This is a genomic window from Streptomyces sp. NPDC006235 (assembly GCF_040613735.1).
Classification (GTDB): Bacteria; Actinomycetota; Actinomycetes; order Streptomycetales; family Streptomycetaceae; genus Streptomyces.
The window spans coordinates 151258-178173 of the sequence record NZ_JBEXSR010000015.1; the positions used below are offsets into that span (position 1 = coordinate 151258).

Here is a 26916-nt window from a genome sequence, read left to right on the forward strand (position 1 = left end):
CACAATCATGTAGGGCGGCGGCATGGCCCGCAGGGTCCCGTGGATCACGCTGGAACGCAGTACGTCCGTACCGCGAAAGGCAGTTGTCGCGTCATGCGCCCCACCGCACAGACCCCCCGGCCCGCAGCCGGCCTCCCCGGCGTCCCCGTCGCCGACATCTCCGGCACCGGACCCGGCGCCGCGCCCGTCCAGCAGGCCATGGACCTGATGCGCGAGCACGGGCCCGTGTTCGTGCGGCGGCTGTACGGACGCGACACCCTGTTCGTGGGCGACCTGGACCTCGTGACCGAACTCGCGGACGAACAGCGGTTCGCCAAGCACATCGGGCCCGGTCTGGAGAACGTCCGCGAGTTCGCCGCCGACGGTCTGTTCACCGCGTACAACGACGAGCCCAACTGGGCCAAGGCGCACGACATCCTCATGCCCGCCTTCGCGCTCGGCTCGATGCGGACCTACCACCCCGTGATGCTGAAGGTGGCCCGCCGGCTCATCGCCTCCTGGGACCGCGACGCCCGCGCCGGACACCCCGTCGACGTGCCCGGCGACATGACGCGCATGACGCTCGACACCATCGGACTGGCCGGTTTCGGCTACGACTTCGGCTCCTTCGAGCGCTCCGAGCCGCACCCCTTCGTCGAGTCGATGGTCCGCTGCCTGGAGTGGAGCATGACCCGCCTCGCCCGCGTCCCGGGCCAGGACTACTCGGCGCAGGACGCGGCCTTCCGCGACGACTCCGCCTATCTCGCCCAGGTCGTCGACGACGTCATCGCCGCCCGCACCGGCACCGACCAGAGCCAGGCCGACGACCTGCTCGGCCTCATGCTCACCGCCGAGCACCCCGCCGACGGCAGCACGCTCGACACCGCCAACATCCGCAACCAGGTCATCACATTCCTCATCGCCGGCCACGAGACCACCTCCGGCGCGATGTCCTTCGCCCTGTACTACCTCGCCAAGCACCCGACCGCGCTCCAGCTGGTGCAGCGCGAGGTCGACGAGCTGTGGGGCGACGCGGCGGACGTCGAGCCGACGTACGACGAGATCGGCCGGCTGACGTACACCCGTCAGGTCCTCAACGAGGCGCTCCGGCTGTGGCCCACGGCCGCCGTCTTCGCCCGGGAGGCCCGTGAGGACACGCTGCTCGGCGGCCGCATCCCGCTGCGCGCCGGGCAGTCCGCCCTGGTGCTCACGCCGATGCTGCACCGCCAGCCCGTCTGGGGCGACAACCCCGAGCTGTTCGACCCGTCCCGCTTCACCGCCGACGCGGAGGCGGAGCGCCCGGTGCACGCCTTCAAACCGTTCGGCACCGGTGAACGCGCCTGCATCGGACGGCAGTTCGCCCTGCACGAGGCGACCATGCTCCTGGCCATGCTCGTCCACCGCTACCGGCTGAGCGACCACGCCGGCTACCGGCTCCACGTCAAGGAGACCCTCACCCTCAAGCCCGAGGGCTTCACCCTCACGCTCACCCCGCGCACGACCGCCGACCGAGTCCACACGCCGCTGCCCGGCGCCACCCCGGCCCGGGACTCCCGGCCGGCCGAACCACAGGACCTGCCCGCGCGCGTCCGCCCCGGCACCGCCGCCCTCTTCCTGCACGGCAGCAACTACGGCACCTGCCGCGACTTCGCGGCCCAACTCGCCGACGAGGCCGCCGCCGTCCGATGCGAGACCCAGGTGGCGCCCCTGGACGCCTACGCGGGCGGCCTGCCCACCGACCGGCCCGTCGTCATCACGGCCGCCTCCTACAACGGCCGCCCCACCGACGACGCCACCGCCTTCGCCGCCCGGCTGGAGGAGACCCACGACCTGTCCGGCGTGACGTACGCGGTCCTCGGCGTCGGCGACCGCAACTGGGCCGCCACCTACCAGCACGTCCCCACGCGGATCGACGAGCGGCTCGCGGAGTCCGGCGCCACCCGGCTGCTCGACCGCGCCGCCGCCGACGCCTCCGGCGACCTCACCGGCACGGTCCGGGAGTTCACGGCGGCCCTCCGCGTCGCCCTGCTGGAGCGGTACGGCGACCCGGACGCCACGGCCCCGGACCCCGAGCCCACCGCGGCCTACGAGGTCCGCACCCTGACCGGCGGTCCGCTGGACGCCTTCGCCGAGCGGCACGGGCTCGTCCCCATGCGGGTCACCGAGGCCTACGACCTCACCGCGCCCGGCTACGCACGCCGCAAGCGGTTCCTCCGCGTCGCGCTGCCGGACGGCGTCACCTACCGCACGGCCGACCACCTCACCGTGCTGCCCGCCAACCACCCGGACCTCGTCATCCGCGCCGCCGCCGCGCTCGGCGCCGACCTCGACACCGTCCTGGACATCCGCGCCACCCGCCCGCGTCGCGACTCGTTCGCCGTCGACCGGCCCGTGACGGTACGTCACCTCCTCACCCATCACGTGGAGTTGCAGGAGCGCCCGAGCGCCGGGCAACTGGCCGCGCTCGCCGCCGCCAACCCGTGCCCGCCGGAGAGCACGGCCCTGGCCGCCCTCACCGACGACCCGCGCACCCTCGTGGAGATCCTCGAGGACCACCCGGCCCTGCGCGGCGCCCTGGACTGGCCGCAGCTCCTCGACCTCCTCACCCCACTGCGCCCCCGCCACTACTCCATCTCCTCCTCACCCGCCGTCGACCCCGCTCACGTGGACCTGATGGTGTCGCTGCTGGAGGCACCGGCCCGCTCGGGCCGCGGCGTCTACCGGGGCACCGGATCCGGCCACCTGGCCGGCGTCGAGCCCGGTGACACGCTGTACGCGCGCGTGCAGCCGTGCCGGGAGGCCTTCCGCATCGACACCACCGGCGGACCGGCGCCGGTCGTCATGATCGCGGCGGGCACCGGCCTAGCCCCGTTCCGCGGCGCGATCGCCGACCGTACGGCCGCCCTCGGTACAGGCGCCGAACTCGCCCCCGCTGTCTGCTACTTCGGCTGCGACGCGCCCGACGCCGACTTCCTGCACGCCGGTGAACTGCGCGCCGCCGAGACCGCCGGAGCCGTCTCCCTGCGCCCCGCCTTCAGCGAGGCCCCCGAGGGTGAGGTGCGGTTCGTGCAGCACCGCATCGCCGCCGAGGCCGAGGAGGTCTGGGCCCTGCTGGCCGCCGGGGCGCGCGTGTACGTCTGCGGGGACGGTTCGCGGATGGCTCCCGGGGTGCGGGAGGCGTTCCGTACGCTGTACCTCAAGCATGCGCCGGGCGCCGACGAGACGGCCGCCGAGCAGTGGCTCGACGGGCTGGTCGCGGACGGGCGTTACGTCGAGGACGTGTACGCGGCCGGCTGACCGAAGGCGAAGGGGAGGGGTGGGCGCACGGTGGTGGACTCCTGGGAACGGGCCCGGCACATCCTGGAGGTGGCGGGCCTGGACCCCGGCCGCCTCGCCCACCTCGCCCCGCTGACCGGCGGCACGTACAACACCGTCGAGGAAATCCGCCTCACCGACGGCACCCGCTACGTGCTGAAGATCCCGCCCGCGGCGGCCACTCCCGGCCTCAGCCACGAGCGCCGGCTCCTCGTCTCTGAGGCCGAGTTCTACCGCTCGGCCGCCCGCGCCGGAGTCCCCGCACCCGAACTGGTGTCCATGAGGGAGGACTTCCTGCTGATGACGGCCTGCCCGGGCGACCCCTGGGACGGCTCGCTCAGCGACACGGAACAGACCGCACTGCGCACGGAGCTCGGCCGCCAGACGGCCCGGCTGCACCGCGTGACGGGCCCCGGCTTCGGCTATCCCTCCGGCGCCCTCGGCCCGCTCGCCCCCGACTGGCGGACCGCGTTCACGACGATGTTCGACGCCGTCCTCGACGACGCCCGGCGCTACGGGGCGCGGCTGCCCCGCCCCGTCGACGCGGTGGCCCGTACCGCCCGGTCCGCGTACGGCGCCCTCGACGAGGTCACCGTCCCGTGCCTCGTGCACTTCGACCTGTGGCGGGGCAACATCCTGGTCGACCGCGCGGCCGGCGACGCCCGCATCGGCGGCCTCATCGACGGGGAGCGCATGTTCTGGGGCGACCCCCTGGCCGATTTCGTCTCCTTGGCGCTCCTGGGCGACATCGAGCAGGACGAGGCGTTCCTGGCGGGCTACCGGGAGGCCGACGGCCGGGCCCGCTTCGACGCCCCCGCCCGCCTCCGGCTGGCCCTGTACCGCGCGTACCTGTACCTGATCATGCTCACCGAGACGATTCCGCGCGAGGTTGGAGCGGAACAGGAGCGCTGGGTGCAGGAGACGGTCGCCCCGGAACTGGTCGCGGCTCTGGACGAGATCGAGGAGGCCTCCCAGAGCCTCGGTTAGCTCCCAGTCAGCTCACATCAGGAAATCGGTCAGGGGGGCCGGAAGGAGCCACATGGCGCCGAGTCACTGATCGCCCGCTGGCGGGAGAGCGGCGGCCGGGGCCCGGGCGCCACCGACGAGGAGACCGCGCTCACCGCGATGTCTGAGCAACCTCTTCCAGCCCGAGCGCATCCTCATCGGCGGCTGGGCGGGCCTCGCGCTCGGCCCCCGCTTCCTGCCCGCCGTACGCCGCCACGCCATGGCGTACGCGCTGCGCCACCCGGCCGAGAAGGTCACGATCGACCTGGGCCGGCTCGGGCCCGACGCGGACAGTCCGCTCCCCGCCTGGCGCACCGCGCTTCAGGAGTGGGCACCGCGCTGAGGTTTCTCAGGTCACCGCGGAGGTACTCGCGTGGCGCCCGGACCAGTGAAGGGAGCACGCCGTGACCGACCACCGCCTCGAAGGACCCGGCGAGAACGGTGATCCCGTGCCGCGGGACATGCCGGACCAGCAGGCCGACGCCGGCGAGGACCCCTGGGAGGTCGCCCCGCGCTTCACGGGCACCGGCAAGGACGGCAAGGCCGAGGAGGACGAGGCCGACGAGCCTGTCGACGACGTCCCCGACACCGACGAAGCGGGGACGGGACGGCAGGGAGAACCGCGCTCGGGAACCGTCCACCCCGAGCATCCGGCGCCGGACGAGTCCTCCGCCTGATCCGCCGCCGGAGCGCTGTTCCGCGCTCCGGCGGCGTGAGTGCCGATGGCCGCAGCCGACCGTGGGGGCCGGCTGCGGCCATCGGTCGTCTCGGTGGTCATACGGTGGCAGACCCGGGGTCAGCCCACCTTGCGACCCCGCAACGGCTCCGTGCGTGCGCCCGCGCCCTGCTGGAGGCCCTGGAGGAACTCCTCCAGCACCTCCGTCGCCGTGCGCTCGGGCCGCCAGCCGAGTTCCGCCCGCGCGCGCGTGCAGTCCATCAGGGGCAGCCGCAGCACCGCGTCGAACAGGTGCGGGGAGGCGGGCAGCAGGTGCAGGCCCCAGGCGGCGGCGATCGCCGAGCGGGCGGCGGTACGCGGCAGCCGCACCGGGCGCGCCCCGAGCATCTCGCCCAGCACCTGCGCGTCGACCGACTGCTCGGCCGCCAGGTTGAAGGCGCCCCGGGCGTCGGAGTGCACGGCCAGCCGGTACGCGCCCGCCGCGTCGTCCGTGTGCAGCGCCTGCACCCGCAGCCCCGGGATGTCGGGCAGGAAGGGCAGCAGCTCCGGGCGGGCCAGCGGGCCGGGCAGGAAACGCCCGCCGAAGATCCGGCGCTGCTCGCTCGCGGACTGCCGCTTGAAGAGGAAGGCCGGCCGCATCCGCACCACCCGCGTCTCGGGGTGGTCGCGCTCGAACGTGTCCAGCGCGCGCTCCAGATAGGCCTTCTCCCGGCAGTACGCGGCGTCAGGCCACCCGTGCGTCGGCCATGACTCGTCCACCGCCCGGTCCTTCGGGCCCGGCGAGTACGCGCCGACCGACGAGGCGTGCACCAGCGCGGGCACGCCCGCCTCGGCCACCGCCTCGAACACCCGCATGCTGCCGAGCACATTGGTGCGCCAGGTCGCCGCAGGGTCGTGCGTCGGCTGGAACGCCCAGGCCAGATGGACCACCGCGGCCGCGCCCTGGAACTGCTCGGCCAGACCGGACTCCTCGGAGGCCAGGTCGACCGCAGACCAGTCCGTCTTCGGCGGTGACCAGTCGGGGATCCGCCGGGCCAGGCCCAGCACGGAGGCGACCTCCGGATCCTCCGAGAGGAGGCGCACGACGCTGGTGCCCACGTTGCCGGTGGCCCCCGTGACGACGACCCTCATGCCTGTTCCGCTGCTCACCATCCGCTCCTCTCGGCCGCGACCGTCCCCGGAGATGACCGAGTACCCGGGTCGGGGCGAATGCACCTGGCAGCCGAGATCGCACGCGGGCAGAGGAAAGCCCCGGCCGGACGGGGGAATCACGGCCGGGGCGGCTCAAGGGGTGGACGTACGGCCCGGGGACACCGTCCCCTCCGCACCCACGTGTTGTTCAACGGGGAACTACCTCTCGGTGTTCCGGATGTGGACCTGCTTCGCGGTGATGTGTGTCACCGCTCCTCGTGCTCCGGGAGGATCTCGGCCCACAGGTTCTCGGCCTGGAGCAGCAGTGTGCCGAGCACCGCCGTGTGCTCGGCGCCCCGCCCGGCGTGCTCCCGCAGCCTGTCCTGCAAGTACCGGTGCAGCTCCCGCATCCTCTTCTCCCTCTCGTCGTCCGGGCGAGGATCCCCGCTGCCGCTGAGCAGGCGGTCGGCCTCCGCGGTGCAGACGTCCCCGATCCTGTCCAGCAGGTCCGCGTACGAGCGAAGGGCCGCGCCCTCGGGCGGGGCGGGCGTGCGGTTGCCGTCCACGGCCACCGCGAGCGCCCGGGTCAGGGCGGTGACGTGCCCTGTGACGCGGCCGAGGCGTTCGTCCTCGTCCGGCGGCGGCAGGGGCATGTGCGGAACGCGGTGCAGGGCGCGCAGCGGGCCGTAGGTCAGGCGCAGGCTTTCCTGGCTCCAGCGGCGCGCCGAGCGCAGCGCGTCCCGACGGTGCTCCAGCCGTGCCGAGGCGTTGAGCCAGCCTGCGGCGGTCTGCGCGTCCCAGTCGCCCTCGTGCAGGTCCGCCGCGACGGAACGCAGCACGTCACCCGATTCCCGGGTGAGGGCCGCCAGGTTCTCCCGGACGTCCCGGAGGTGGATCGGCGGCAGCACGAGCGCGTTGACGGCGACGCCGATGACCGCGCCGAGTGCCGCCTGCCCCACCCGGTGCCCGACACCGTCCAGGCCGGCCATGCCCGAGGTGAGGGTGAACAGGGCCGTGGTCGCCGCGTAGATGCCCTGGTCGCCGAAGCGGGGCCAGTTCGAAAGCAGCATCAGCACCGGGACGGACAGGGCGAGCGCGCCCGTCGTGTCTCCGGTGAGGGCCAGCGACGCCGAGGCCAGCACGGTGCCGACGCAGATCGCCCCGAACTGCCGAGCGCCCTGCACCAGCGAGCTGTAGACGGTGGCCTGCACCAGCACCAGCGCGACCCACGGCGCCATCAGGGCCAGCGGGTCGCCCATCCAGACCCCGCCCACGAGCCAGGCGATCACCGCCGCCGCGGCGGCCTTCAACGACTGGACGACCAGGTCCCGCTCCCGCCCGGGCCCACGCCAGGCGGCCCGCACGGCCTCCACGGCCCGCCGCGCCTCCCGCCGCACGGCGTCCAGCGGCCGCGCGGAGCGCACCCCCTGCCCGAGATCCTCCATACCCTCCCGAAACGCCTCGGCGGCGACCCGACTGTCCACCACGGCCCGGCCCCGCCCCTCCCGGGCCGACGACCTGTCCGCCCCCCGGCCGGGCGACGCCTCCTGTGCCGCCCGGCCGTGCGACACGTTGCGGGGCCGTGTCTCCTGGGCGGCCGGGCCGTCGCTCGTCTCGTAGGGTCCCGCCTCTCGGGCCGACGGGTGGTGGTCTGCGTCGCCGGGTCCCGTCTCCCGGGCTCCTCGGTTTTCCGTGGCGTTGCGGGGCCGTGTCTCCTGGGCGGCCGGGCCGTCGCTCGTCTCGTAGGGTCCCGCCTCTCGGGCCGACGGGCGGTGCTCTGCTTCGCCGGGCCCCTCCCCCCGTGCCGTCCGGCTTTCCGGCACCTCGTCGTGTCCCACCCCCCGGGTCGGCCCCCCGGAGGGGCCGGTGTCGTTCGCCGTCGCGGATTCGTCCTTTCGGCGGCCGAAGGCTTGAGCCGCCCGTCGAACCACACTCCTCGCACGCGTCATGCGCTGCGAGTATCCGCGTGACCGGGGGTTTCACGCCGCCTCATGCCAGGGGACCGTCCCGAAGGGACGACAGAAGGTGCGCGGGGTCGGCGTAGACCGCGTCCGCGCCGGACTTCTCCAGGTCCGTGCGCGGGATGCCGCCGCACAGGACGCCCACACAGCGCACTCCGGCGCGGCTGCCCGCCCGCATGTCCCACACGGTGTCGCCGACGAAGACCGCCCGCTCCGCCGGCACCCCGGCCAGTTCCAGGGCGTGCTCGACCGGCTCGGGCGCGGGCTTGCCCGCGTCCACGTCGTCGGCGCTGGCCGTGGCGGTGATGGCGTCGTCCGCGTCGATCGCCCGGCGCAGCGCGCTCAGCTCGGCGCCGCCGGCGGACGTGGCCAGCACCACCGCCCAGCCGTCCCGGTGCAGCCGCCGCAGCAGCGCCCCCGCCTCGGGCAGCGCGGGCAACCGGTCGAAGTACTGCCCGTACAGCGCCTTGTGCGCGGCGCTGATCGCCGCGTCCTGGTCCGTGTCCCGGTCCTCGCCGAGCAGGTGCGCGACGAGGTCGGTGGAGGCCAGGCCCACGGCCCGGTGAATGGCGTGCATCGGCACGTCGTGACCCGCCTGCCGGAAGGCCTCCCACCACGTCACGACGTGCAGGTGGTTGGTGTCGACCAGCGTGCCGTCGACGTCGAACACGGCCGCCCGTCCCGCCTTCGCCATGCGTACGATCCCTTCCTCTCAGCCCGCTCTCCGGCCCGACCGGATACCACCGGGTACCACCTCAGCCGCCCGCCACGCCGGACGGCACCCGCCGCTCACCGGTCCAGGCCAGCAGCTCGTCCAGGGACCACGTCGTCACCACCCGCTCCGGCGGCACCCCGCACTCCTCCGCCCGCGCGCACCCGTTGATCTGCCAGTCCAGCTGCCCCGGCGCGTGCGCGTCGGTGTCGACGGAGAAGAGCACCCCCGCGTCCACGGCCCGGCGCAGCAGCCGCCGCGGCGGGTCGAGCCGCTCCGGCCGGCTGTTGATCTCCAGGGCCGTCCCCGTCTCCGCGCAGGCCGCGAAGAGCTGGTCCGCGTCGAACTCCGACTCGGGCCGCCCCCGCCCGGTCAGCAGCCGCCCCGTGCAGTGCCCCAGCACGTCCGAGTGCGGGTCACGGACCGCGGCCACCATCCGCCGGGTCATCGACCGGGCGTCCATGCGCAGCTTGGAGTGCACCGACACGACCACGACGTCGAGCCGGTCCAGCAGCTCCGGCTCCTGGTCGAGCGAGCCGTCCTCGAGGATGTCGCACTCGATGCCGGTCAGCAGCCGGAACGGCGCCCAGGTCTCGTTCAGGGCCGCCACCACGTCCAGTTGCTCCCGCAGCCGCTCGGCCGACAGCCCGCGGGCCACCGTCAGGCGTGGCGAGTGGTCGGTCAGCGCCGCCCACTCGTGCCCCAGCGCCGCCGCGGCCCGGCCCATCTCCTCGATCGGGCTGCCGCCGTCCGACCAGTCGGAGTGCAGATGGCAGTCGCCACGCAGCAGCGCCCGCAGCTTCTCGCCGCCCCGTACGGCGGGCGGCTCCTTCGCCTCGCCCTCCAGCTTGCGCAGATAGCCGGGCACCTCACCGGCCAGCGCCTCCCGCACCACCTGCGCGGTCTTCGGACCGACGCCCTTGAGCGACTCCAGCGACCCGGCGTCCGCCCGCCGCCGCACCTCGTCCTCGCCCAGCTCCTTCAGCACCCGGGACGCCGTACGGAAGGCGCGTACGCGGTACGTCGGTGCCAGGGACCGCTCCAGCAGGAAGGCGATCCGGTCCAGTGCCTCGACGGGATCCATCGTCACCTCCACCTCAGGGGTTCCCCAGCCACCTCAAGGGTTCCCCAGCGCCCGGCGGGCCGCACGACGGGCACGCGGTTTGCCCGGTACGCACCCGGGTACTGCGATGCCTCGTCCCGAACGCCCCGACGAGGAGGCCCCGCCATGTCCGCTCCCACCGCGCCGCCCAGCAAGGTCGCCGTGATCACCGGCGCTGACTCCGGCATCGGCAGGGCCACCGCCGTACGGCTGGCCCAGGCGGGCATGGACGTCGGCATCACCTGGCACAGCGACCACAAGGGAGCGGAGGAGACGGCCGAGGAGGTCCGGGCGCACGGGCGGCGGGCCGAGGTCGCCCGGATGGACCTCACCCGGCTGCCCGACGCCGCCGACACCGTCGACGAGCTGTGCGAGCGCCTCGGGCGTCTCGACGTGCTGGTCAACAACGCAGGCACCGGCACCATGACGCCCTTCCTCGACCTGGAACTGTCCGACGTGCGGGAGGTCCTCGACGTCGATCTGGTCGGGCCCTTCCTGTGCGGGCAGAAGGCGGCCCGGCACATGATCCGGCAGGGCGACGGCGGGCGGATCGTCAACGTCACGTCCGTCCACGAGCACCAGCCGCGCGTGGGCGCCGCCCCGTACTGCGCGGCCAAGGGCGGTCTGGGCCTGCTCACCCAGGTCATGGCGCTCGAACTCGCGGAGTACCGCATCACCGTCAACGCCGTCGCGCCCGGCGAGATCTCCACGCCCATGACCGGGCAGGAGGACACCGACCCGCACACCGAGAGCCGCCCCGGCGTGCCGCTGGGACGGCCCGGCGACGCCCGCGAGGTCGCCGCCGTCATCGCCTTCCTAGCGGGCCCCGACGCCTCGTACGTCACCGGCGCCTCCTGGAGCGTCGACGGCGGCATGCTCCGTATGGGCCCCCAGGCCGGCTCGCACCTGACGAGCGACGACTGGCGCCGCCCCTGACTGGACCCCGCACTACCGCCGGTTGCGTTCTACGCTCGATGCATGACCGAAAGCGCGAGCCCGTACATATCCCACCCTCGGATCATGGTGCTCGGGGTGCAGCCGGGCACACCGCCGTTCCGGATCGTGGAGATCGACGGCCAGGTGGTCGGCGAGGCCAAGGCCGTCACCGACGTACTGTCGGCCGCCGCCGCGTTCGGCATCACGGTCCACGACCTGGACGATCCGGACGTGGTCCGCTGGGTCGGCGGCGACAAGTTCACCTGGACCGTGCACTAGGACTTCTCGGTGGCCGGCTTCCTCCCCGCGCGGCCCCCGCGCCGCCCGCGCGCGTGGACCGCGCGGCTCAGCCGGCGGCCCAGGAGCAGGTAACCGATCAGCGCGCCCCCGGTGTTCAGAATGACGTCGTCGATGTCGAAGGCGCGGCCGGTGACCAGCGCGCCCTGGGCGAACTCCACCAGCAGCATCACCACGGCGGTCAGCAGCAGCACGCGCAGGATGCCGCGGGTGCGCGGGGCGACGACGGGCACGAGGACGCCGAAGGGGACGCCCAGCAGGATGTTGCCGCCGATCTGCCGGACGGCGTCCCGCAGTTCCGGCTGGTCGAGATAGGCCTTCAGCGAGCGGCCCGGATGCAGATTGGTGTGGGTCAGCGCCTCCGAGGCGGGCGAGGGCTGGAGCGTGAGCCGGGCCAGCACCACGGCGAAGGCCACCATGAACATGAAGGCGCACAGCATCGCCAGCAGCCGCACGGGCAGCGGCAACTGGCGTCGCTCGCGGCCGGAGCCGGCCGTACGGGGACGTGAGGCTGCACCAGCCATTGTGTCCTCCAGACTTCAACTTCCCAGGGTGATAAGGCGGTTACCCACGGGCGCCCCGACGATGCCGCCGGGGGCCGTTCCCGGCCACGGTTTCCCCGCCGTCCGCCGGGGCACTCCCCCTGACGCAGCTCGGCCTCGCCTCCACCGCGCTGGCGCTCGACCTCGCGGCGGTGGCCGTCACCCGGTCACCGCTGCTTGCCGCGCCGGACCGGGCGCTGCCGCTGCGGCGCCTGCGGTCCGGGCACGTCGAGGACTACATGGTGTGGCTGCTGGTGGGCATCACGCTGCTGGGTGCGCCGGCCCTGCCCGGGGTCCTCGGGAGCTGATCAGTTCCCGTACGAGACGCGCACCTCCTTGAAGCCCAGGGACCGCAGCAGGCCTTCGAGCATGCTCTTGGTGTTGGTCTCGGCGCGGGCGGTCAGCTCGCTCTCCTTCGCGGCGTCGCCGATGTGCCGTACGGCGAGTTTCTGCACGGCCTGTTCGCCGTTGGGGTTGTCCGAGAAGAGGTCGCCGAGGCGGTCGAAGAGACCGCGCTGCTTGGAGACCGCGTAGGAACGGTCGGGGTCCAGGGCCGGCTTGCCCAGTCGCGCGTGCGGCAGCCGGAGCGTGGCGGACGTGCGGTCGCCGTTGACCCGCACGTCGTCGTCGCCGACCTTGCCCAGGTCGACGTAGGCGTCGACGGTGCCCGCACCGACGTACAGGGTGCGGGTGCCGCGGATCGCGTCGGGGAGGAACTTGGCGTCCTTCTCCAGGTCCACGACGACCTGGAAGTTGCCGGAGGCGGCGTCGTAACGGCTGAGGTCCTGGACGGACTTCAGCAGCGCGGGGCCGGACCGGTCGTGGGTCTCGGAGCCGAACAGGTCCTTCAGGCCCGGGATCACGCTCAGCCGGATTCCGGCGAAGAACACGACGAGCACCACCACGAGGGCGCCCACCACCTTCGCCCAGCCGGGCACGCGCCGGGGGAGACGCTTGACGGGAGTCGTCATGCGACGGCCCTCCTTCCTACTGTCCGGATGCCCGCCACGGCCCGTGCCAGACCGGGCGGTTGAGGACAGCAGGACGTCAGCGGAAGCACAGGAGGGCGCACTCGGGCGTCACACCGGGCCGGAGGCCGCCTCCGGCTGCTCCAGGGCCGCGTCCAGTGTCGGCTGCGGGGGCAGCAGCCGGGACAGGCCGGTGATCCGCAGGACGCGCAGCGTCAGGGGGTGGGCGCAGACGAGGAGCAGCTGTCCCTCCCGGTCGAGCACCCGGCTCCTGGCCCGGTACAGCAGCCGCAGGCCCGAGCAGTCGAAGAACTCGATCCCGCTGAGGTCGATCACGACCCGGGCGGCGCGGCGGTTCGTCTCCCGGTCCAGGTGCGGGGCGATCTCCGTGGCCGCGGCGAGGTCGATCTCGCCACGGAACTCCAGCACCGTGTGCCCCCGTTCCTGGCGGACGCGCAGATGCCGGGTGAGCGGTGCAGGTTCCTGCCGCACGACGAGATCGCCTCCAGCCTGCTCCGTGCGTGGGGAGGGGCCGCGGTCCTCAGAACCGTTCCCCGCCCTGCAAGTTACCCTCCGACGAGTGAATTTGAGCATGTTCGATTGACATATGTCTCTGAATTGCGGCCGAGTTGGCCGAGGTTCGCGCGGGGGCGTGCGCGGGAGTGAGCGCGGGCGTGATCCCCGGCGTGCGCCAGGGGCGCGGCAGGGCGCCCCGGGCTACGACAGGGCGTGCCAGGCCTTGATCAAGGCCTGACGGAACTGCTCGGTCTGGTGCGCGGTGAGGTCCCGCACCATCCGCTCCTCCAGCTCCCGGACGGGCCCGGCGTACTGTGAGAGAAGCTCCCGTCCGGCGTCGGTGAGCAGGATCAGCAGCTCACGGCGGTTGCGGGGGTTGCGCTCCCGGCGCACCAGCCCACGGCCTTCCAGGGAGCGGACGAGGTCGGCGATGGACTGCGCCGTGACGAAGGAGTCGCGTGCCAGCTGGGCCGCCGACAGCCCGTCGTGCCGCTCCAGCACGGTCAGCGCGGTGTACTGCAGAGCGGTGATCCCGGAGGGTCTGACCAGGTCGTCCAGGTGGGAGCGCACGACGAGCTCCACCTGCTTGACCATGTAGAGCAGGGAAGGGGGCGCCTTGGTCACCTGTGCGTCGAGCATGGACGCAGGCTAGACCATTGACAGGAAACCTGTCTGTAATGAGACTGCGAACCAACAGGAATCCTGTTTGTTGAACTTTTGGCGACTGGAAATCTTGGCGACGACGCTGAGGAGCGGCGATGACCACCTTCGAGAGGGAACCCGGACAGCTGTTCATCGGGGGACAGTGGCGCGAGGCCGCCGACGGGGCGCGCACCGAGGTGGTCGACCCGTCCCGGGGCACGGTCGTCACCACCGTCGCCGAGGCGGGCCCGGCCGACGTCGACGCGGCCGTACGGGCCGCCCGCGAGGCCTACGACGACGGCGCCTGGTCCGGCCTGAGCGGCCGCGAGCGGGGCCGGGTGCTGCACCGCGTCGCCCAGCTGATCCGCGAGAACGCCGACGAGATCGCCGCACTGGAGAGCCTCGACGTCGGCAAGCCGATCACCCTGTGCGGCGCGGTCGACGTGACGAACGCGGCCAACGACTACGAGTACTTCGCCAACCTCGCCCAGAGCCAGGACGGCGCCCTGCGCGACACCCCCATGAACGCCCTCGCCTACACCCGGCGCGAGCCGCTCGGCGTGGTCGCCGCGATCACCCCGTTCAACTTCCCGCTGATCCTCGCCGGCAGCAAGATCGGCCCCGCGCTGGCCGCCGGCAACACCGTCGTCCACAAGCCCGCCGACGAGACCCCGCTGAGCGCCCTCTACATGGCCCGGCTGTTCCAGGAGGCGGGGGTGCCCGACGGCGTGGTCAACGTCGTGACCGGCAGCGGGCCGGTGGCCGGTGAGGCGCTGCTGCGCCACCGCGGTGTCGACAAGGTCGCCTTCACCGGCTCCACCGCGATCGGCCGGCACGTGGCGAGCGTCGCCGGCGAGGCGCTCAAGCCCGTCACCATGGAGCTCGGCGGGAACGCGGCCCACCTCGTCTTCGAGGACGCCGATCTGGAGAAGGCGGTGGGCGCGGTCATCAAGGGCTTCGTCTTCAACACCGGCCAGTTCTGCATGGGCGGCCCGCGCCTGCTGGTGGCCCGCTCGGTGTACCCCACCCTCCTCGGCATCCTTGCCGACGCCGTGCCCGGTGTGCCGGTCGGTGACCCGCGCGACCCGGCCACCGTCATCGGCCCGATGGCGGCCGAGAAGCACCTGAAGAAGGTCGAGGAGTACGTCGCCCTGGCCCGCAAGGAGGGCGCCCGGATCGTCTGCGGCGGCGAGCGGCTCGACCTGGACGGCGGCTACTACTACAAGCCGACCGTCATCGCCGACTTGTCGAACGACTCCCGCGTGGTCCAGGAGGAGATCTTCGGGCCGGTCCTCACGGTGCAGCCCTTCGACGACGAGGACGAGGCCGTCGCCCTCGCCAACTCCACCCCGTACGGCCTGGCCTCGGGGGTCCAGACCACCAACCTCGCCCGCGCGCACCGGGTCGCCGACCGGCTCCAGGCCGGCATCGTCTGGGTCAACGACTGGGCGATGCTCGACCCCGCGATCCCCTTCGGCGGCGTGAAGGACTCCGGCTACGGCCGCGAGTACGGGCCCGAGGCCCTCGCCGGTTACACCAAGGTCAAGTCCGTCGTCGTCTCGCTCGACTGAGACAGTCGTCAAGGAGCTCCTGCGATGCCCACCACCACCCGTGCCGCGGTCGTCGAGTCCGGCGGCGCGCCCTTCACCCTCTCCGACGTCGTCCTCGACGAACCCGGCCCGCACGAGGCGCTGGTCCGCATGGTCGCCACCGGCCTGTGCCACACCGACCTCGGTGTGGCGAGCGGCGGACTGCCCTTCCCGCTGCCCGGGGTCCTCGGCCACGAGGGCGCGGGCGTCGTCGAGGCCGTCGGCTCCGCCGTCACCGGCGTCACACCCGGCGACCACGTCCTGCTCTCCTTCACCTCCTGCGGCGACTGCCGCAACTGCCGCGGCGGGCACCCCGCGTACTGCGCGACCTGGCTGCCGCTGAACCTGCTCGGCGGCAGCCGGGCCGACGGCACGAGCACCATCAGCCGCGAGGGCCAGGCCCTGGGCGGGCACTTCTTCGGCCAGTCCTCCTTCGCCGAGCGGGCCCTGGCCGACGAGCGCAGCCTCGTCAAGGTCGACCCGGACGTGCCGCTGGAGTCCCTCGCCCCCCTGGGCTGCGGCGTACAGACCGGGGTCGGCGCCGTCTGGAACGTCCTGAAACCGGACACGGGCAGCACGGTCGTCGTCCTCGGCGCCGGAGCGGTCGGCCTGTCGGCCGTGATGGCGGCGGCCCTCACCCCCGCCACGCGGATCGTCGCCGTCGACCGGGTCGCCGAACGCCTTTCTCTGGCGACGGAACTGGGCGCCACGCACACCGTCGACACGAGCGGGACGGACCTCGGCCCGGCCCTCGCCGAGATCACCGGCGGCCAGGGCGCGGACGGTGTCGTGGAGACCACGGGCAACGTCGGCGTCCTGCGCCAGGGCGTCGACGCGCTGGCCGCCCGCGGCACCCTGGTCGTGGTCGGCGCACCGCCGTTCGGCACGGAGGTCGCCCTGGACGTCAACGGGCTGCTCGGCGGCAAGCGGATCGTGGGTCTCACCCTCGGCGACAGTGAGACCCAGACCATGATCCCGGCCCTGGTCCGCCTGGTGAAGGACGGGCGGCTGCCGCTGCACCGGCTGATCGGCACGTATCCCTTCGGGGACATCGACCGGGCGGTGCAGGACATGAGGTCGGGCAAGACGATCAAGCCGGTTCTGGTGTTCTGACGCGTGAGAGCCCGGGGGCGCGGTGGTTTGGCGTGTGCGGCTGTGCCGTGGCTTGTCGCGCAGTTCCCCGCGCCCCTTCGGGGCGGCTCGCCTCAGTCGTTCACCAGGACCAGCTTCCCTGTCGTCCGGCCCGTGTCGCCGGTGGCGTGGGCCTGCGCGGCGGCGGAGAGCGGGTAGGTTCCGGCGATCGTGGCGCGGAGCTTGCCCGTTTCGGCGAGTTCCGCGATCGTCTCCATGCCGGCGCGGTCGGCGTCGACCAGCATCCGGACCGCGCGGACACCGAGCCGCTCGGCCTCCTCGTAGAAGTCGTCCGAACCACCCGGCAGGATCGACACCACGACGCCGCCCGGGCGCAGCACGCGCAGTGAGCGCAGGGCGGTGTCGCCGCCGATCGTGTCCAGGACGACGTCGGCGTCCTTCACGGCCTCGGCGAAGTCCGTCTCCCGGTAGTCCACCGTCTCGTCCACGCCGATCCCGCGCAGGAACTCGTGCTTGCCCGCGCTCGCCGTGCCGATCACGTACGCGCCGCGTGCCTTCGCGATCTGCACCGCCACATGCCCGACGCCGCCCGCCGCGGCGTGGATCAGCACCCGCTGCCCGGACTTCAGGTCCGCGTGCTCGACGAGGGCCTGCCACGCGGTCAGCGACACCAGCGGCAGCGCGCCCGCCTGGACGTGGTCGATCCCGGCCGGCTTTCGGGTCAGGGCCCGCACCGGGGCGATGACGTACTCGGCGTGCGAGCCGTGCCCGTACGGATACGGCAGCATGCCGAAGACCTCGTCCCCGGGTGCGAACGCCGCGACGCCGATGCCGACCGCCTCCACCACCCCGGAGACGTCCCAGCCGAGGACGAAGGGCGGCTCGCCCAGGAAGCCGCCCGTGGCGCGGTGCTTCCAGTCGGTCGGATTGACCCCTGCGGCCCGCACCCGGACCAGCACCTCGTTCGGCCTCGGCGCCGGGCGCTCGACTTCCACTTCCTTGAGGACCTCGGGACCGCCGAGGACGTCCTGGCTGATGGCTCGCATCGTGTTCTGTGTGCTCATGGTCATCCAGCGTGCCCGCCCGCGCCCGGTCCGCCAATGGCAGGATGGTCAACCTTCGATAGGATCGTGCCATGCGACGTGAGCGAGTGGTGGTCCTGGCCCTGGACGGCGTGTACCCGTTCGAACTGGGCATCCCCAGCCGGATCCTGGGCGCGGCCGACGGGCGGTACGAGGTGCTGACCTGCTCGGTCGACGGCGGTCCGGTGCGTACGAACGCGGACTTCGGCGTCACCGTGGAGCACGGCCCCGAGGCCCTGGCCACCGCAGACACCGTCGTGATCGCGCCCGTCGCCCCCGCCCACCTGACCGACGAGGTGCCCGGCGACGTGCTGGCCGCGCTCGCGCTCATCCGCCCCGGGACGCGCATCGTCTCCATCTGCACCGGCGCCTTCGTCCTCGCCGCCGCCGGGCTCCTCGACGGGCGCAGGGCGACCACCCACTGGCAGGTCGCCGACCACTTCCGCCGCATGTTCCCGCACGTCGACCTCGACCCGGACGTGCTGTTCGTCGACGACCACCCGGTCCTCACCTCCGCGGGAGCCGCCTCCGGCGTGGACGTCTGCCTGCACCTGGTCCGCAAGGACCACGGCAGCCGCCTGGCCAACACCGTCGCCCGCCGCTGCGTGGTCCCGCCGTTCCGCGACGGCGGCCAGGCCCAGTACATCGAACAGCCCGTCCCCGAACAGGGCGCCGCGAGTACCGCGGCCACCCGCTCCTGGGCCCTGGAACGCCTCGGCGAACCGCTCACCCTGGCCGACCTCGCGGGCCACGCCCGGATGAGCCTGCGCACCTTCGCCCGCCGCTTCCACGACGAGGTGGGCCTCAGCCCCGGCCGCTGGCTGATCCAGCAGCGGGTGGCGCGGGCCCGGCATCTGCTGGAGTCCAGCGACCTCACCGTCGACCAGATCGCCGGCCGGGTCGGCTTCGCGACCGGAGCATCCCTGCGCCAGCACCTGAACGCGGCCATCGGGGTGACCCCGCAGGCCTACCGCCGCACGTTCCAGACCGCCCGCTGACCCAGGCAGGGCCTGTGTCTGCCCAACTGGGCGGCATGCAAAGCCATTTGTCGACCTGTTGCTTTCTGTCGGAGCGTGACGGAACCCTCACCTCCGGCAGGGGAGCGAAGTTGATCCTCTCAGGCGTAAACCCGATAAGGTTCCCATTGACGCTGCGAGTTGGCGCGATCGCGTCCAGTCGACTCGCAGTGCGTACTCATGAGTGCGGTCCACCCCCCCCCGTTCGATCGTGTTGCCTCGAAGGATGCAGATGGAACTCGCCACTCCGCCACCGGCGGCGCGGGCCCCTGTCGCCTGGTACAGCTGGTGGTTGATGCCACTGGGCTTGGGTGGCGGGACCGTTGCCGCCACGTTCATGAGCTCGGAGCGACTAACCACGGCCGTCGCCGGTGTCGCGGCGACAGCTGCCGGTGCCGTGTGCGTACGCCTGCTACTGCGCACCCGCGCTCAACTCCACAGAGCGGAGGGCTCCTTCCGCACCACGCAGGCCGAGCACAACCAGCAGTGGCAGCAGCATGTCGCGGGCCTGGAACGGAAGTTCTCCGCCGAGCGCGCCACCCTGGAGTCCCAGCTCACCGAGCAGAACGCCTCGTACGAGCGGCGCCTCGCCGAGCAGAGCGCCACCAACGAGTCACAGCTCGCCGACCAGTCCCGGGCCTACGAGGAACGGCTGACCGAGCAGGCCAGGTCCTACGAGCTCCAGCTCGCCGACCAGACCGAGGTCTTGCGGGAGCAGCTCTCCCACCAGCTCGCCGCGGTCGCCCGGCTCGCCGACGAGCAGCTGCCCGACGCCATGGAGAAGCTGCGCTCGGGCGAGGCGATCGACGACATCCTGCCGACCGTCAACCAGTGCGCGAAGGTCAGCGCCGACCTCCAGGCGGAACTGCGCAAGCTGCTGCGCACCGCCCTGATCGGCCTGGAGGCGGAGTTCGACCGCTCCACCACCGCCGAGCAGGCCGTGATCAGCATCGGCAACCGCATCCACGTGCTGACCAGCAAGCTCCGCGGTCGGCTGCACGAGATGCAGGGCGAGCACGGCAGGCTCCCGGCCGTCGCCCGCGGCCTGATGGAACTCGACCAGCAACTCGGCCCCGCCGACTCGCTCGCCGCGAGCATCGGCGTGCTCGGCGGCTCGGACCGCCCGGGACGCCAGTGGCAGGAACCGCAGCGGCTGCTGAGCGTGGTGCGCGGCGGCATCGGCCGGATCAAGGACTTCCACCGCGTCCAGGTGCGCCACCTGCCCGAACTCGGCGTCGACGGCGGCCTGGTGGACCACCTGACGCTGATCTTCGCCCACCTCCTGGACAACGCGGCCCGCTACTCGCCGCCCACCGAGCCGGTGCTCATCTCCGGCAAGGAGGTCCCCAACGGCGTCGGCATCGAGATCCAGGACTCCGGCAAGGGCCTGAGCGAGGAGAAGAAGCGCGAGGCCGAGCACGCCCTCGCGGGCACCGCGCCCGGCGCGGGCCTCGGCGGCATCACCGAGGACGCGAGCATCGGCCTGCGCGTCGTCGGCGCCCTCGCCCGCCGCTACGGCATCCGGGTCACCTTCGCGGACTCGCCCTGGCTCGGCACCTCCGTGGTGGTCGTGGTGCCGCACAAGTACTTCAGCCCGCTGCCCGCGGCCGCGACCACCCAGGCCGCGCCCGCCCCCGAGGCCCGCCCCGCCGCGCCCGCCCCGGCCCGCGGGACGGTCACCGCACCGGCAGCGGCCGCCCAGACGGAAAGCGTGGAGACCACACCCGGCGGACTGCCCCGGCGCCGCAGCAAGCGGACCGAGGCGGACGGGTCCCGGCAGGCCGAGCGGAGCGACCGGAGCACGGCCGTCTCCGCCGTCCCCCCGGACGCCTCCTTCTCCGGTCTCGCGGCCTTCGCCACCGCCGGACGCGACGCCGCCGAGGCGTCCCGGGCGGCCGACGACCGCGAGACTCCCGCCGGACGCGAGTCCACCGAGTACCGCACCGAAGAGAGCGACTAGTCCTCATGACGCAGCAAGGAACAGATGTGAGCTGGGCGCTCCGCGATCTCGTCGAGAGCATCCAGGAGATCCGTTTCGCCCTCGTGGCCTCCAGCGACGGCAAGGCCATCACCTCCTACGGCGCCGAAGACCCCGACGACGTCGACCGCTTCGCCGCCGTGGTGGCCGGCCTGCAGGCACTGGCCCAGCCGGTCGCCGAGCAGTTCCCGAAGTACGCCGGGCAGTTGCGCCTCGCGATGATCGAGGTGGACGGCGGGCACCTCTTCGTCGTCCGCGCCGGTGTGGAGACGTACCTCGGTGTCCTTGCCAGGGAGGGCCTCGACCAGGGCTTGCTCGGGCACCAGATGAGGGACCTGGCCCGCAGGATGGGTGAGCTCCTCGGCACCACTCCGCGCCTGGAGGAGCACTCTGGATGAGTGCTCCCCGCAGGCCGTCGGACCCGTCCGGTCTCGAGCGCTACTACGTCCTCACGGGAGGACGCAGCGGACCGGGCGGTTCGGCGTCGAGCCTCGACGTGGCGACTCTCGTCGTTTCCCGCGCCGCCCCGTTACCGGGCATGCAGCACGAGCACGGGGAGATCCTCCGGCGCTGCCGCGATCCGCTGTCGGTCGCCGAACTCGGCGCCCACCTCAGGCTGCCCTTCAACATTCTCGCGGTGCTGCTGTCGGACCTGCTGGACGCAGGTCGGATCGAAGCCCGTGATCCCATCCCGGCACACGACGCCGGCCGCGGGCCCGACCTCGCGCTCCTTGAGGAGGTACTCAGTGGACTTGAAAGGCTTTGACCAACCCGGAGGGCGGGTGGCCGGGGACACCCGCTCGGTGAAGGTGATGATCGCCGGCGGGTTCGGCACCGGGAAGACCACCATGGTCCGGTCGGTCAGCGACATCAAGCCGCTCACCACCGAGGAGACCCTCACCCAGGCCAGCGTCGACGTCGACCGTCTCATCGGCGTCGCCGACAAGACGCAGACCACCGTCAGCCTGGACTTCGGCAAGATCGGTATCAACGAGAGCCTGGTGCTGTACCTGTTCGGCACGCCGGGTCAGGAGCGGTTCTGGTTCCTGTGGAACGGGTTGTTCAAGGGGGCGCTCGGCGCGATCGTCCTGGTGGACACGCGCCGCCTGGAGTCCAGTTTCCGGGCGATCGAGGAGATGGAGCGGCAGGACGTCCCCTTCGTCGTCGCGCTGAACGTCTTCCCCGACTCCCGGAACTACCCGGTCGAGGAGATCCGGGACGCCCTGGACATCCCCGAGCACACCCCGGTCCTGTCCTTCGACGCCCGCGACCGGGCCTCCAGCCGTGACGTCCTCGTCGCCCTGATCCACCACCTGAAGGAACGCTCGGCCGTGGCCCTGGAGCCCCGATGAACGATTCGACCGACCACACCCTCCAAGCCAGTCGGGGCTGCCCCGTCGCCCACCACGGGGCCGATCTGACCCGGCTGTACGGACCGGAGGCGGCGACCGACCCGGCGGGCATCTATGAGCGGTTGCGCAAGGAGCACGGCTCCGTCGCGCCGGTCCTGCTGGAGGGCGACGTACCCGCCTGGCTGGTGCTGGGCTACCGCGACAACCGACGGGTGCTCGACAACCCCCGCCAGTTCAGCCGCGACGCGCGGATCTGGCGGGACTGGCGGGAGGGCCGGATCGAGGAGACCTCGCCGATCATGCCGATGGTCGGCTGGCGCCCCGACTGCGTGTCCCAGGACGGCGAACCGCACCGCAGGCTGCGCGGCGCCGTCACCGACGGGCTGCAGGCGGCGGCCGTCCGGGGCATCCGGCGGCACGTCACGCACTTCGCGAACAAGCAGATCGACGCGTTCGCCGACGCCGGGCGCGCCGACCTCGTGGCCGACTACGCCGAGCAACTGCCGATGCTCGTGCTCACCAGGATGCTGGGCCTTCCCGCGGCGGACGGGCTACGCCTGATCGAGTCGTGCGCCCAGGTCTTCAAGGGCGGTGAGGGCGCCCTCGAGCACAACGACCAGATCATGCAGATCCTCGCGGAACTCGCCGAGCGCAAGCGGGCCGAGCCGGGCTCCGACTTCGCCACGGCCCTGCTGGAGCACCCGGCAGGCCTCGACCACGACGAGGTCGTCAGCCATCTGCGCCTGGTGCTGATCGCCGCGCACACCACCACCAGCAACCTGCTGGCCCGGGTCCTGCAACGGGTCCTCACCGACGCCGCCCGGCTGTCCGGTCTGGTCAGCGGGGAGCTGAACATCTCGTCAGTGGTGGAAGAGGTCATGTGGGACACCCCGCCGCTGTCCGTGCTGCCGGGCCGGTTCGCAACCGCCGACCTGGAGCTCGGAGGCCATCACGTCCAGGAGGGAGAACTGCTCATCCTGGGCCTGGCCGCCGGCAACCTCGACCCGGAGGTACGGCCCGACGCGGCCGTCGCCGTGCAGGGCAACCAGTCGCACCTGGCGTTCAGCGCCGGACCGCACGAGTGCCCGGGGCAGAACATCGGCCAGTCCATCATCGAGATCGGCGTGGACGTCCTGCTGCACCGACTGCCGGACCTGCGCCTGGCCGTACCGCCGGAAGAACTCAGCTCGACCGCCTCCACGTGGGAGTCCCGGCTGGACAGCCTGCCGGTCGAGTTCGCCGTCTAGGCCACGCCGGCGGACCGTTGCCCGGCCGGTTTCCGGCCGGGCAACACCGTGCGTGGGTGCAGGCGGTGGCTCACCCGCCCAGCAGGTCGTCGGCCGGGTTGCGTCCGGGGAGTTCGGCCGTGGCCAGGGGGCACTCCTCAGTGGCGGCGAGCGGCCGATGGTCCGCTCGGCCCAGGCCTGGACGGCGTGGTGGAGGCCGTCGCCGCGCTGCGGGCGGCCACGCCGGCCTCGCGGCGCCGCGGCGCTGTCCTCTTCGTCGCCCTTCAGCACCGGTTTCGAGGAAAGCGCCCCTCGCCGGGTACGGCCAAGCTCTGGCAGTGCTTTCGCGTCCGCGGTGAAGCCGGGCACAGGCTCGGCCCCTTGCCACCACCGGCGGGTGGGGCAGCGGCCCGAGCCTTCAGGATCGAGGCGTCAGCCGTCGAGCCAGTCGCCTGCGACGCCCGTGGGACGGTATCCCGTGGCGTTCCAGAGGAAATGCGGGTGGGCACAACCGAACATGTAGGCGAGCAGTGCGGTGTCTTCCCTCCCGGTCTGAGGGTCGTGCAGTGCGTGGAACCTCTCAGATCCGACTACGCCGGCGTCTTGTTGGACATGACGGGCGCGGTCCGGCGACGGTGCGGCGCTGGATGCCTCCACGGCTGCGATGTAGGTGCGGCGCAAGATCTCCCATGTGCTGTCCGTGTTGCCGTACCACGGGCCGTGCAGTGCTTCGAAGGCATGGAGCTCGGCGTCGAAGAGGGGCCATGTCCGGGGGTATTGGGCTCGACAGCGTGCTGACAGCTCGGCGGTCCGGGTGCTCAGTGCCGGTGTGGTGGGCCGCGGGGCGATGGTGAGGGTGGTGCCGTGGGTGAGGATGCCGGTGCATGGGTTGGGCTGCAGGTCGCACAGCGGGCACTCCTCGGCCGGGGGGAGGCCCTGGGTGATGCCGTCGAACCACAGGGCGTGGCGGCCCGTGAGCCCCATCCAGACGATGGTGGTGGTCATCAGCCAGGTGTTCCACATCGGGCTGTGGGCCTCGGGCATGCAGCCGTACTTGACGAGGGCTATCGCGCAGGCGGCGTAGAGAGCCTTGGTGTGGGTGGGCATTTCGGCGAGCCAGAAGTTGCTGATCTCGCCGGTGAGGGCGTCGGCTCGTACATCGGCCATGTCGTCGATGACGCGGCACAGCAGCAGGGAGGCGAGGTTTTCTTCCTGCCAGAGTTCGGTGTCGGGGGCGACGTGCCAGAACAGGCAGTCCAGCATCTGCAGGGCTGAGTAGGTGCTCTGGTTGAGCGGGTTGGTCTGAGGGAGCATGACGCTGCCCGCGTCGTGCTGTTGGAGCCAGTACTCGTCGACGGATCGCTTGTGGGCTGCGAAGAGTCCGGAGACCAGGGCCCGTGCGCTGTTGGTGCTGAAATTCTCGGCCAGGCGGCCTTCGACGTGTTGGGTGAGGCGCGTTGTGTCGATGGTGTCGATCACGCGCTTGTATTCGTGGAAGACGAGGATGTCGTCCTCGAAGCGGTGGCGGTGGCCGAGGTCTCGTTCGAGGTCGTTCATCTGCCGGGTCCAGGACCATCCACCGGTCAGGACGCTGTCGAGTTCCCGGCGGTGTGGCCAGGTCTTGACGGTGAGGGGGCGACCGGCGCTCTGCCGCCAACGGTAGTCGTCCTGCGTGCGTGCGGGGGGTGTGGGCAGCCGACGGCACAGAGGGCAGGCGCAGACGGTTGTCTGCTCCTCCTCGCGCGGCGGGGTGAGTGCCCGGCTCCGCCAGGCCCCTTCCAGCATCGTGCAGGTCAGTCTGCAGACCTCGATGTCGGTGCTGACTTGGGGGAAGGCTGCTTCGATCATGCGCAGGCTGGTGTCGAGGTGCCTCAACCTGGCGTAGCCCTCCTCGTCGGGCGGGAGGAACGCGGGCCGCGCCAGATGGAGGGCTCCCTCCACATGCAGCGTGGTGCTGGAGTGGGGTGAGCCGAATGCGTTCAGCCGCTGCTGAGCGGCGTTCTGGGACCTTCGGTACTGCTCCGTGCTGCCATTGATGTGTTTCGCCAAGAGGCGGGCCAGGGTGTTCCCTGCCTCGGTGGGGTGGAGCTGCGCGCTCGGCTGCGCCGGGATCGAGCTGTCGGCGGACGCCTTCGGAACAGCACCTGCGACTTGAGATTTCACACCGGTCTCCCAATGAGCTGTGGTCCTGGCAACGGAATCGATCGACCGTGGTCGTTGACCGGCCGTGTCCGGGAATCTTCTGTACTTTCCGCGACGGCCTCGCAGGACAGGCGGACTCACGCGACCGGCTTTGGCCCGTGCTACGAACGACCGCGAGGGGCACGACTGCTGCGTTGACGGCGCTCCTGCTGCGACGCGAGCACCTGCATCGCCGCCTCAGCCGTGTTGATCAGGAAGTGCTCGCGGTCCGTCAGGTGTGGCGCGACCACTGGATCCGAGATGTGCTGCTTCGCCCGAGGCGTGTGGGTGGCTGACAGGGGGGTCGAAGGGCAGGTCGAACCGGACGTCCTGAGGCATGTGCTTCCTTTCGGGAGACGGACCGCAGAGCCCCCCGCCCCTGCTCGAACTAGGCTTCGCAGTCCGAAAGTTGAACCGAGAAGCGGTACCAGGCTGCCCAAGGCGTGAACTAGCCATTCCGTGACCCTGCCGTGATCTCCGTTACTGCCCGAACCACGTGAGCTGCGTATACTCCCTCGTCCCTCACCCGGCCCCGGCTCGTCCGCTGGGCCCGTGCAGCCCCGGAACGTCACACTGGTAAGCGTCCGTGACCACGCTTCAGGAGGACCGCCGACGATGACGTCCGCACCCGTACGCAGCGCTGAGCAGCGCAAGAAGGACACCCTGCACCGTCTGGAGCACGACGTGGACGCCTGGGTCGCCACGGCCGACGGCACCTCGGGGACGCCCTACCTCGTCCCGCTGTCGTTCCTGTGGAACGGCTCGTATCTGCTGTTCGCCACACCCGCGTCGAGCCCCACCGGACGGAATCTGGCCGCCACCGGCCGGGCCCGCGTCGGAATCGGGCCGACCCGTGACGTCGTCCTGGTCGACGGCACCGTCGAGACCGTCCAGCCCACCGAGCTGACCGAGCAGGACGCCGAACTCTTCGCCGCCAAGACCGGGTTCGACCCCCGCCGGCTGGCCACGCCGTACCTCTACTTCCGCGTCGTGCCGCAGCGGGTGCAGGCCTGGCGGGAGGCCGACGAACTGGACGGCCGCGAACTCATGCGCGATGGACGGTGGTTGACGGCCGACTGAATCGGCCCGGCCGGGATAACCGCAAGGTACGGGTCCGCGGGGCACGACCGTCCCGCGGCCGGAATCCTGCGGAGGAGACATGGCCCTGGTGAAAGCGGGTGTCCTGGTGCTCGACTGTGCCGAGCCCGAGAAGCTCGCCGTGTTCTACAAGGAGCTGCTGGAGGGGGAGGAGGCGGACGCGACCGCCAACCGGGTGGAGATCAAGGGCGCCGACGGCTTCCGCATCGCCCTGCGCCGGGACGTCAACGCGACCCCGCCCAGCTGGCCCCGCCCCGAGAACTCCCTTCAGGCGCACCTGGAGTTCGTGGTGGACGACCTCGACGCGGTGGAACGCCGGGTCGTCGCCCTCGGCGGCCGGCCCCTGGAGGCCAAGGAGCCCTCGGGCCCCCTGGAGGAACGCGGCTACGCCGACCCGGCGGGCCACTCCTTCACTCTGCGCCGCACCCCGCCGACCGCACCCAAGCAGGGCTGAACGGGGCGGCGGGGGCGCGGTGCGCGCGACCCTCGCGCAGACCGGGCCGGCCCCGCCCGCCGCACC

26 protein-coding genes and 1 pseudogene are annotated in these 26916 nt (G+C 72.2%); 17 read left to right on the forward strand and 10 right to left on the reverse strand.

The window, feature by feature from the left end:
* The first annotated feature begins 93 nt into the window (after positions 1-93).
* From ABZ192_RS19925 to ABZ192_RS19940, 4 genes and pseudogenes are all read left to right on the forward strand, one after another.
* The gene (locus tag ABZ192_RS19925) at positions 94-3276 is read left to right on the forward strand and encodes a cytochrome P450 (protein ID WP_356925766.1); all 3183 of its coding nucleotides are present in this window, start codon (positions 94-96) and stop codon (positions 3274-3276) included.
* Positions 3277-3306: 30 nt separating this feature from the next.
* Entirely contained in the window at positions 3307-4281 is a 975-nt protein-coding gene (locus tag ABZ192_RS19930) for an aminoglycoside phosphotransferase family protein (protein ID WP_356925767.1), read from the forward strand.
* A 45-nt stretch (positions 4282-4326) separates the two neighbouring features.
* Positions 4327-4642 (forward strand): annotated as a pseudogene (locus ABZ192_RS19935) (sugar kinase); the annotation flags it as partial.
* A 61-nt stretch (positions 4643-4703) separates the two neighbouring features.
* Positions 4704-4976 (forward strand): hypothetical protein, encoded by a 273-nt coding sequence (locus ABZ192_RS19940; RefSeq protein WP_356925768.1) that lies wholly within the window; start codon positions 4704-4706, stop codon positions 4974-4976.
* A 119-nt stretch (positions 4977-5095) separates the two neighbouring features.
* Here the strand turns inward: ABZ192_RS19940 and ABZ192_RS19945 are convergent, their stop codons facing one another.
* The 4 genes from ABZ192_RS19945 to ABZ192_RS19960 form a co-directional block, all read right to left on the reverse strand.
* On the reverse strand, positions 5096-6124 hold the full coding sequence (locus tag ABZ192_RS19945; protein ID WP_356925769.1) for an SDR family oxidoreductase: 1029 nt from the start codon (positions 6122-6124) through the stop codon (positions 5096-5098).
* 248 nt (positions 6125-6372) lie between these two features.
* Positions 6373-7551, reverse strand: a complete 1179-nt coding sequence (locus tag ABZ192_RS19950) for an aromatic acid exporter family protein (RefSeq protein WP_356925770.1) — start codon at positions 7549-7551, stop codon at positions 6373-6375.
* A gap of 544 nt (positions 7552-8095) precedes the next feature.
* Positions 8096-8761 (reverse strand): HAD family hydrolase, encoded by a 666-nt coding sequence (locus ABZ192_RS19955; RefSeq protein WP_356925771.1) that lies wholly within the window; start codon positions 8759-8761, stop codon positions 8096-8098.
* A gap of 61 nt (positions 8762-8822) precedes the next feature.
* The gene (locus ABZ192_RS19960) at positions 8823-9863 is read right to left on the reverse strand and encodes a PHP domain-containing protein (RefSeq protein WP_356925772.1); all 1041 of its coding nucleotides are present in this window, start codon (positions 9861-9863) and stop codon (positions 8823-8825) included.
* 144 nt (positions 9864-10007) lie between these two features.
* Between ABZ192_RS19960 and ABZ192_RS19965 the strand changes: the two genes are divergently transcribed.
* Together ABZ192_RS19965 and ABZ192_RS19970 are read left to right on the forward strand one after the other, a co-directional pair.
* Complete coding sequence (locus tag ABZ192_RS19965; protein WP_356925773.1) at positions 10008-10817, forward strand: SDR family oxidoreductase; 810 nt, start codon at positions 10008-10010, stop codon at positions 10815-10817.
* Between the two features lie 42 nt (positions 10818-10859).
* A complete protein-coding gene (locus ABZ192_RS19970; RefSeq protein ID WP_356925774.1) occupies positions 10860-11096 on the forward strand; it encodes a hypothetical protein in 237 nt (78 codons plus the stop codon).
* Here the strand turns inward: ABZ192_RS19970 and ABZ192_RS19975 are convergent.
* Complete coding sequence (locus tag ABZ192_RS19975; RefSeq protein ID WP_356925775.1) at positions 11093-11638, reverse strand: VanZ family protein; 546 nt, start codon at positions 11636-11638, stop codon at positions 11093-11095. The two genes, ABZ192_RS19970 and ABZ192_RS19975, sit on opposite strands and share 4 nt — an antisense overlap.
* Positions 11639-11808: 170 nt before the next feature.
* Between ABZ192_RS19975 and ABZ192_RS19980 the strand changes: the two genes are divergently transcribed.
* Positions 11809-11964: a hypothetical protein gene (locus tag ABZ192_RS19980; RefSeq protein WP_356925776.1), complete on the forward strand. Its 156-nt coding sequence runs from the start codon at positions 11809-11811 to the stop codon at positions 11962-11964.
* Here ABZ192_RS19980 and ABZ192_RS19985 read toward each other — a convergent pair whose 3' ends face one another.
* The 3 genes from ABZ192_RS19985 to ABZ192_RS19995 form a co-directional block, all read right to left on the reverse strand.
* Complete coding sequence (locus ABZ192_RS19985) at positions 11965-12627, reverse strand: DUF4230 domain-containing protein (protein WP_356925777.1); 663 nt, start codon at positions 12625-12627, stop codon at positions 11965-11967.
* 108 nt (positions 12628-12735) lie between these two features.
* Positions 12736-13116: an anti-sigma factor antagonist gene (locus ABZ192_RS19990; protein ID WP_356925778.1), complete on the reverse strand. Its 381-nt coding sequence runs from the start codon at positions 13114-13116 to the stop codon at positions 12736-12738.
* Positions 13117-13341: 225 nt separating this feature from the next.
* A complete protein-coding gene (locus ABZ192_RS19995) occupies positions 13342-13779 on the reverse strand; it encodes a MarR family transcriptional regulator (RefSeq protein WP_307173362.1) in 438 nt (145 codons plus the stop codon).
* 119 nt (positions 13780-13898) lie between these two features.
* Here ABZ192_RS19995 and ABZ192_RS20000 point away from each other — a divergent pair, with 119 nt between their 5' ends.
* Entirely contained in the window at positions 13899-15353 is a 1455-nt protein-coding gene (locus tag ABZ192_RS20000; RefSeq protein WP_356925779.1) for an aldehyde dehydrogenase family protein, read from the forward strand.
* 24 nt (positions 15354-15377) lie between these two features.
* On the forward strand, positions 15378-16484 hold the full coding sequence (locus ABZ192_RS20005) for an NAD(P)-dependent alcohol dehydrogenase (RefSeq protein ID WP_356925780.1): 1107 nt from the start codon (positions 15378-15380) through the stop codon (positions 16482-16484).
* Positions 16485-16576: 92 nt separating this feature from the next.
* Here the strand turns inward: ABZ192_RS20005 and ABZ192_RS20010 are convergent, their stop codons facing one another.
* On the reverse strand, positions 16577-17527 hold the full coding sequence (locus ABZ192_RS20010; protein WP_356925781.1) for an NADP-dependent oxidoreductase: 951 nt from the start codon (positions 17525-17527) through the stop codon (positions 16577-16579).
* A 71-nt stretch (positions 17528-17598) separates the two neighbouring features.
* Here ABZ192_RS20010 and ABZ192_RS20015 point away from each other — a divergent pair, with 71 nt between their 5' ends.
* The 6 genes from ABZ192_RS20015 to ABZ192_RS20040 all read left to right on the forward strand — a co-directional run bounded on the left by ABZ192_RS20015 (position 17599) and on the right by ABZ192_RS20040 (position 23138).
* Entirely contained in the window at positions 17599-18543 is a 945-nt protein-coding gene (locus ABZ192_RS20015) for a helix-turn-helix domain-containing protein (protein WP_356925782.1), read from the forward strand.
* Positions 18544-18793: 250 nt separating this feature from the next.
* Positions 18794-20521, forward strand: a complete 1728-nt coding sequence (locus ABZ192_RS20020) for an ATP-binding protein (protein WP_356925783.1) — start codon at positions 18794-18796, stop codon at positions 20519-20521.
* Between the two features lie 5 nt (positions 20522-20526).
* Complete coding sequence (locus ABZ192_RS20025) at positions 20527-20937, forward strand: roadblock/LC7 domain-containing protein (protein WP_003994857.1); 411 nt, start codon at positions 20527-20529, stop codon at positions 20935-20937.
* Positions 20934-21305 (forward strand): DUF742 domain-containing protein, encoded by a 372-nt coding sequence (locus ABZ192_RS20030; protein WP_356925784.1) that lies wholly within the window; start codon positions 20934-20936, stop codon positions 21303-21305. Before ABZ192_RS20025 ends, ABZ192_RS20030 begins: the two co-directional genes overlap by 4 nt.
* Positions 21286-21891 (forward strand): ATP/GTP-binding protein, encoded by a 606-nt coding sequence (locus ABZ192_RS20035; RefSeq protein WP_356925785.1) that lies wholly within the window; start codon positions 21286-21288, stop codon positions 21889-21891. Before ABZ192_RS20030 ends, ABZ192_RS20035 begins: the two co-directional genes overlap by 20 nt.
* Positions 21888-23138 (forward strand): cytochrome P450, encoded by a 1251-nt coding sequence (locus tag ABZ192_RS20040; RefSeq protein WP_356925786.1) that lies wholly within the window; start codon positions 21888-21890, stop codon positions 23136-23138. Before ABZ192_RS20035 ends, ABZ192_RS20040 begins: the two co-directional genes overlap by 4 nt.
* A gap of 411 nt (positions 23139-23549) precedes the next feature.
* Here the strand turns inward: ABZ192_RS20040 and ABZ192_RS20045 are convergent, their stop codons facing one another.
* Positions 23550-25280 (reverse strand): hypothetical protein, encoded by a 1731-nt coding sequence (locus ABZ192_RS20045; protein ID WP_356925787.1) that lies wholly within the window; start codon positions 25278-25280, stop codon positions 23550-23552.
* Positions 25281-25913: 633 nt separating this feature from the next.
* Between ABZ192_RS20045 and ABZ192_RS20050 the strand changes: the two genes are divergently transcribed.
* Together ABZ192_RS20050 and ABZ192_RS20055 are read left to right on the forward strand one after the other, a co-directional pair.
* The gene (locus ABZ192_RS20050) at positions 25914-26378 is read left to right on the forward strand and encodes a pyridoxamine 5'-phosphate oxidase family protein (protein WP_356925788.1); all 465 of its coding nucleotides are present in this window, start codon (positions 25914-25916) and stop codon (positions 26376-26378) included.
* Between the two features lie 79 nt (positions 26379-26457).
* Positions 26458-26850, forward strand: a complete 393-nt coding sequence (locus tag ABZ192_RS20055; RefSeq protein WP_306969659.1) for a VOC family protein — start codon at positions 26458-26460, stop codon at positions 26848-26850.
* Positions 26851-26916: the final 66 nt, after the last annotated feature.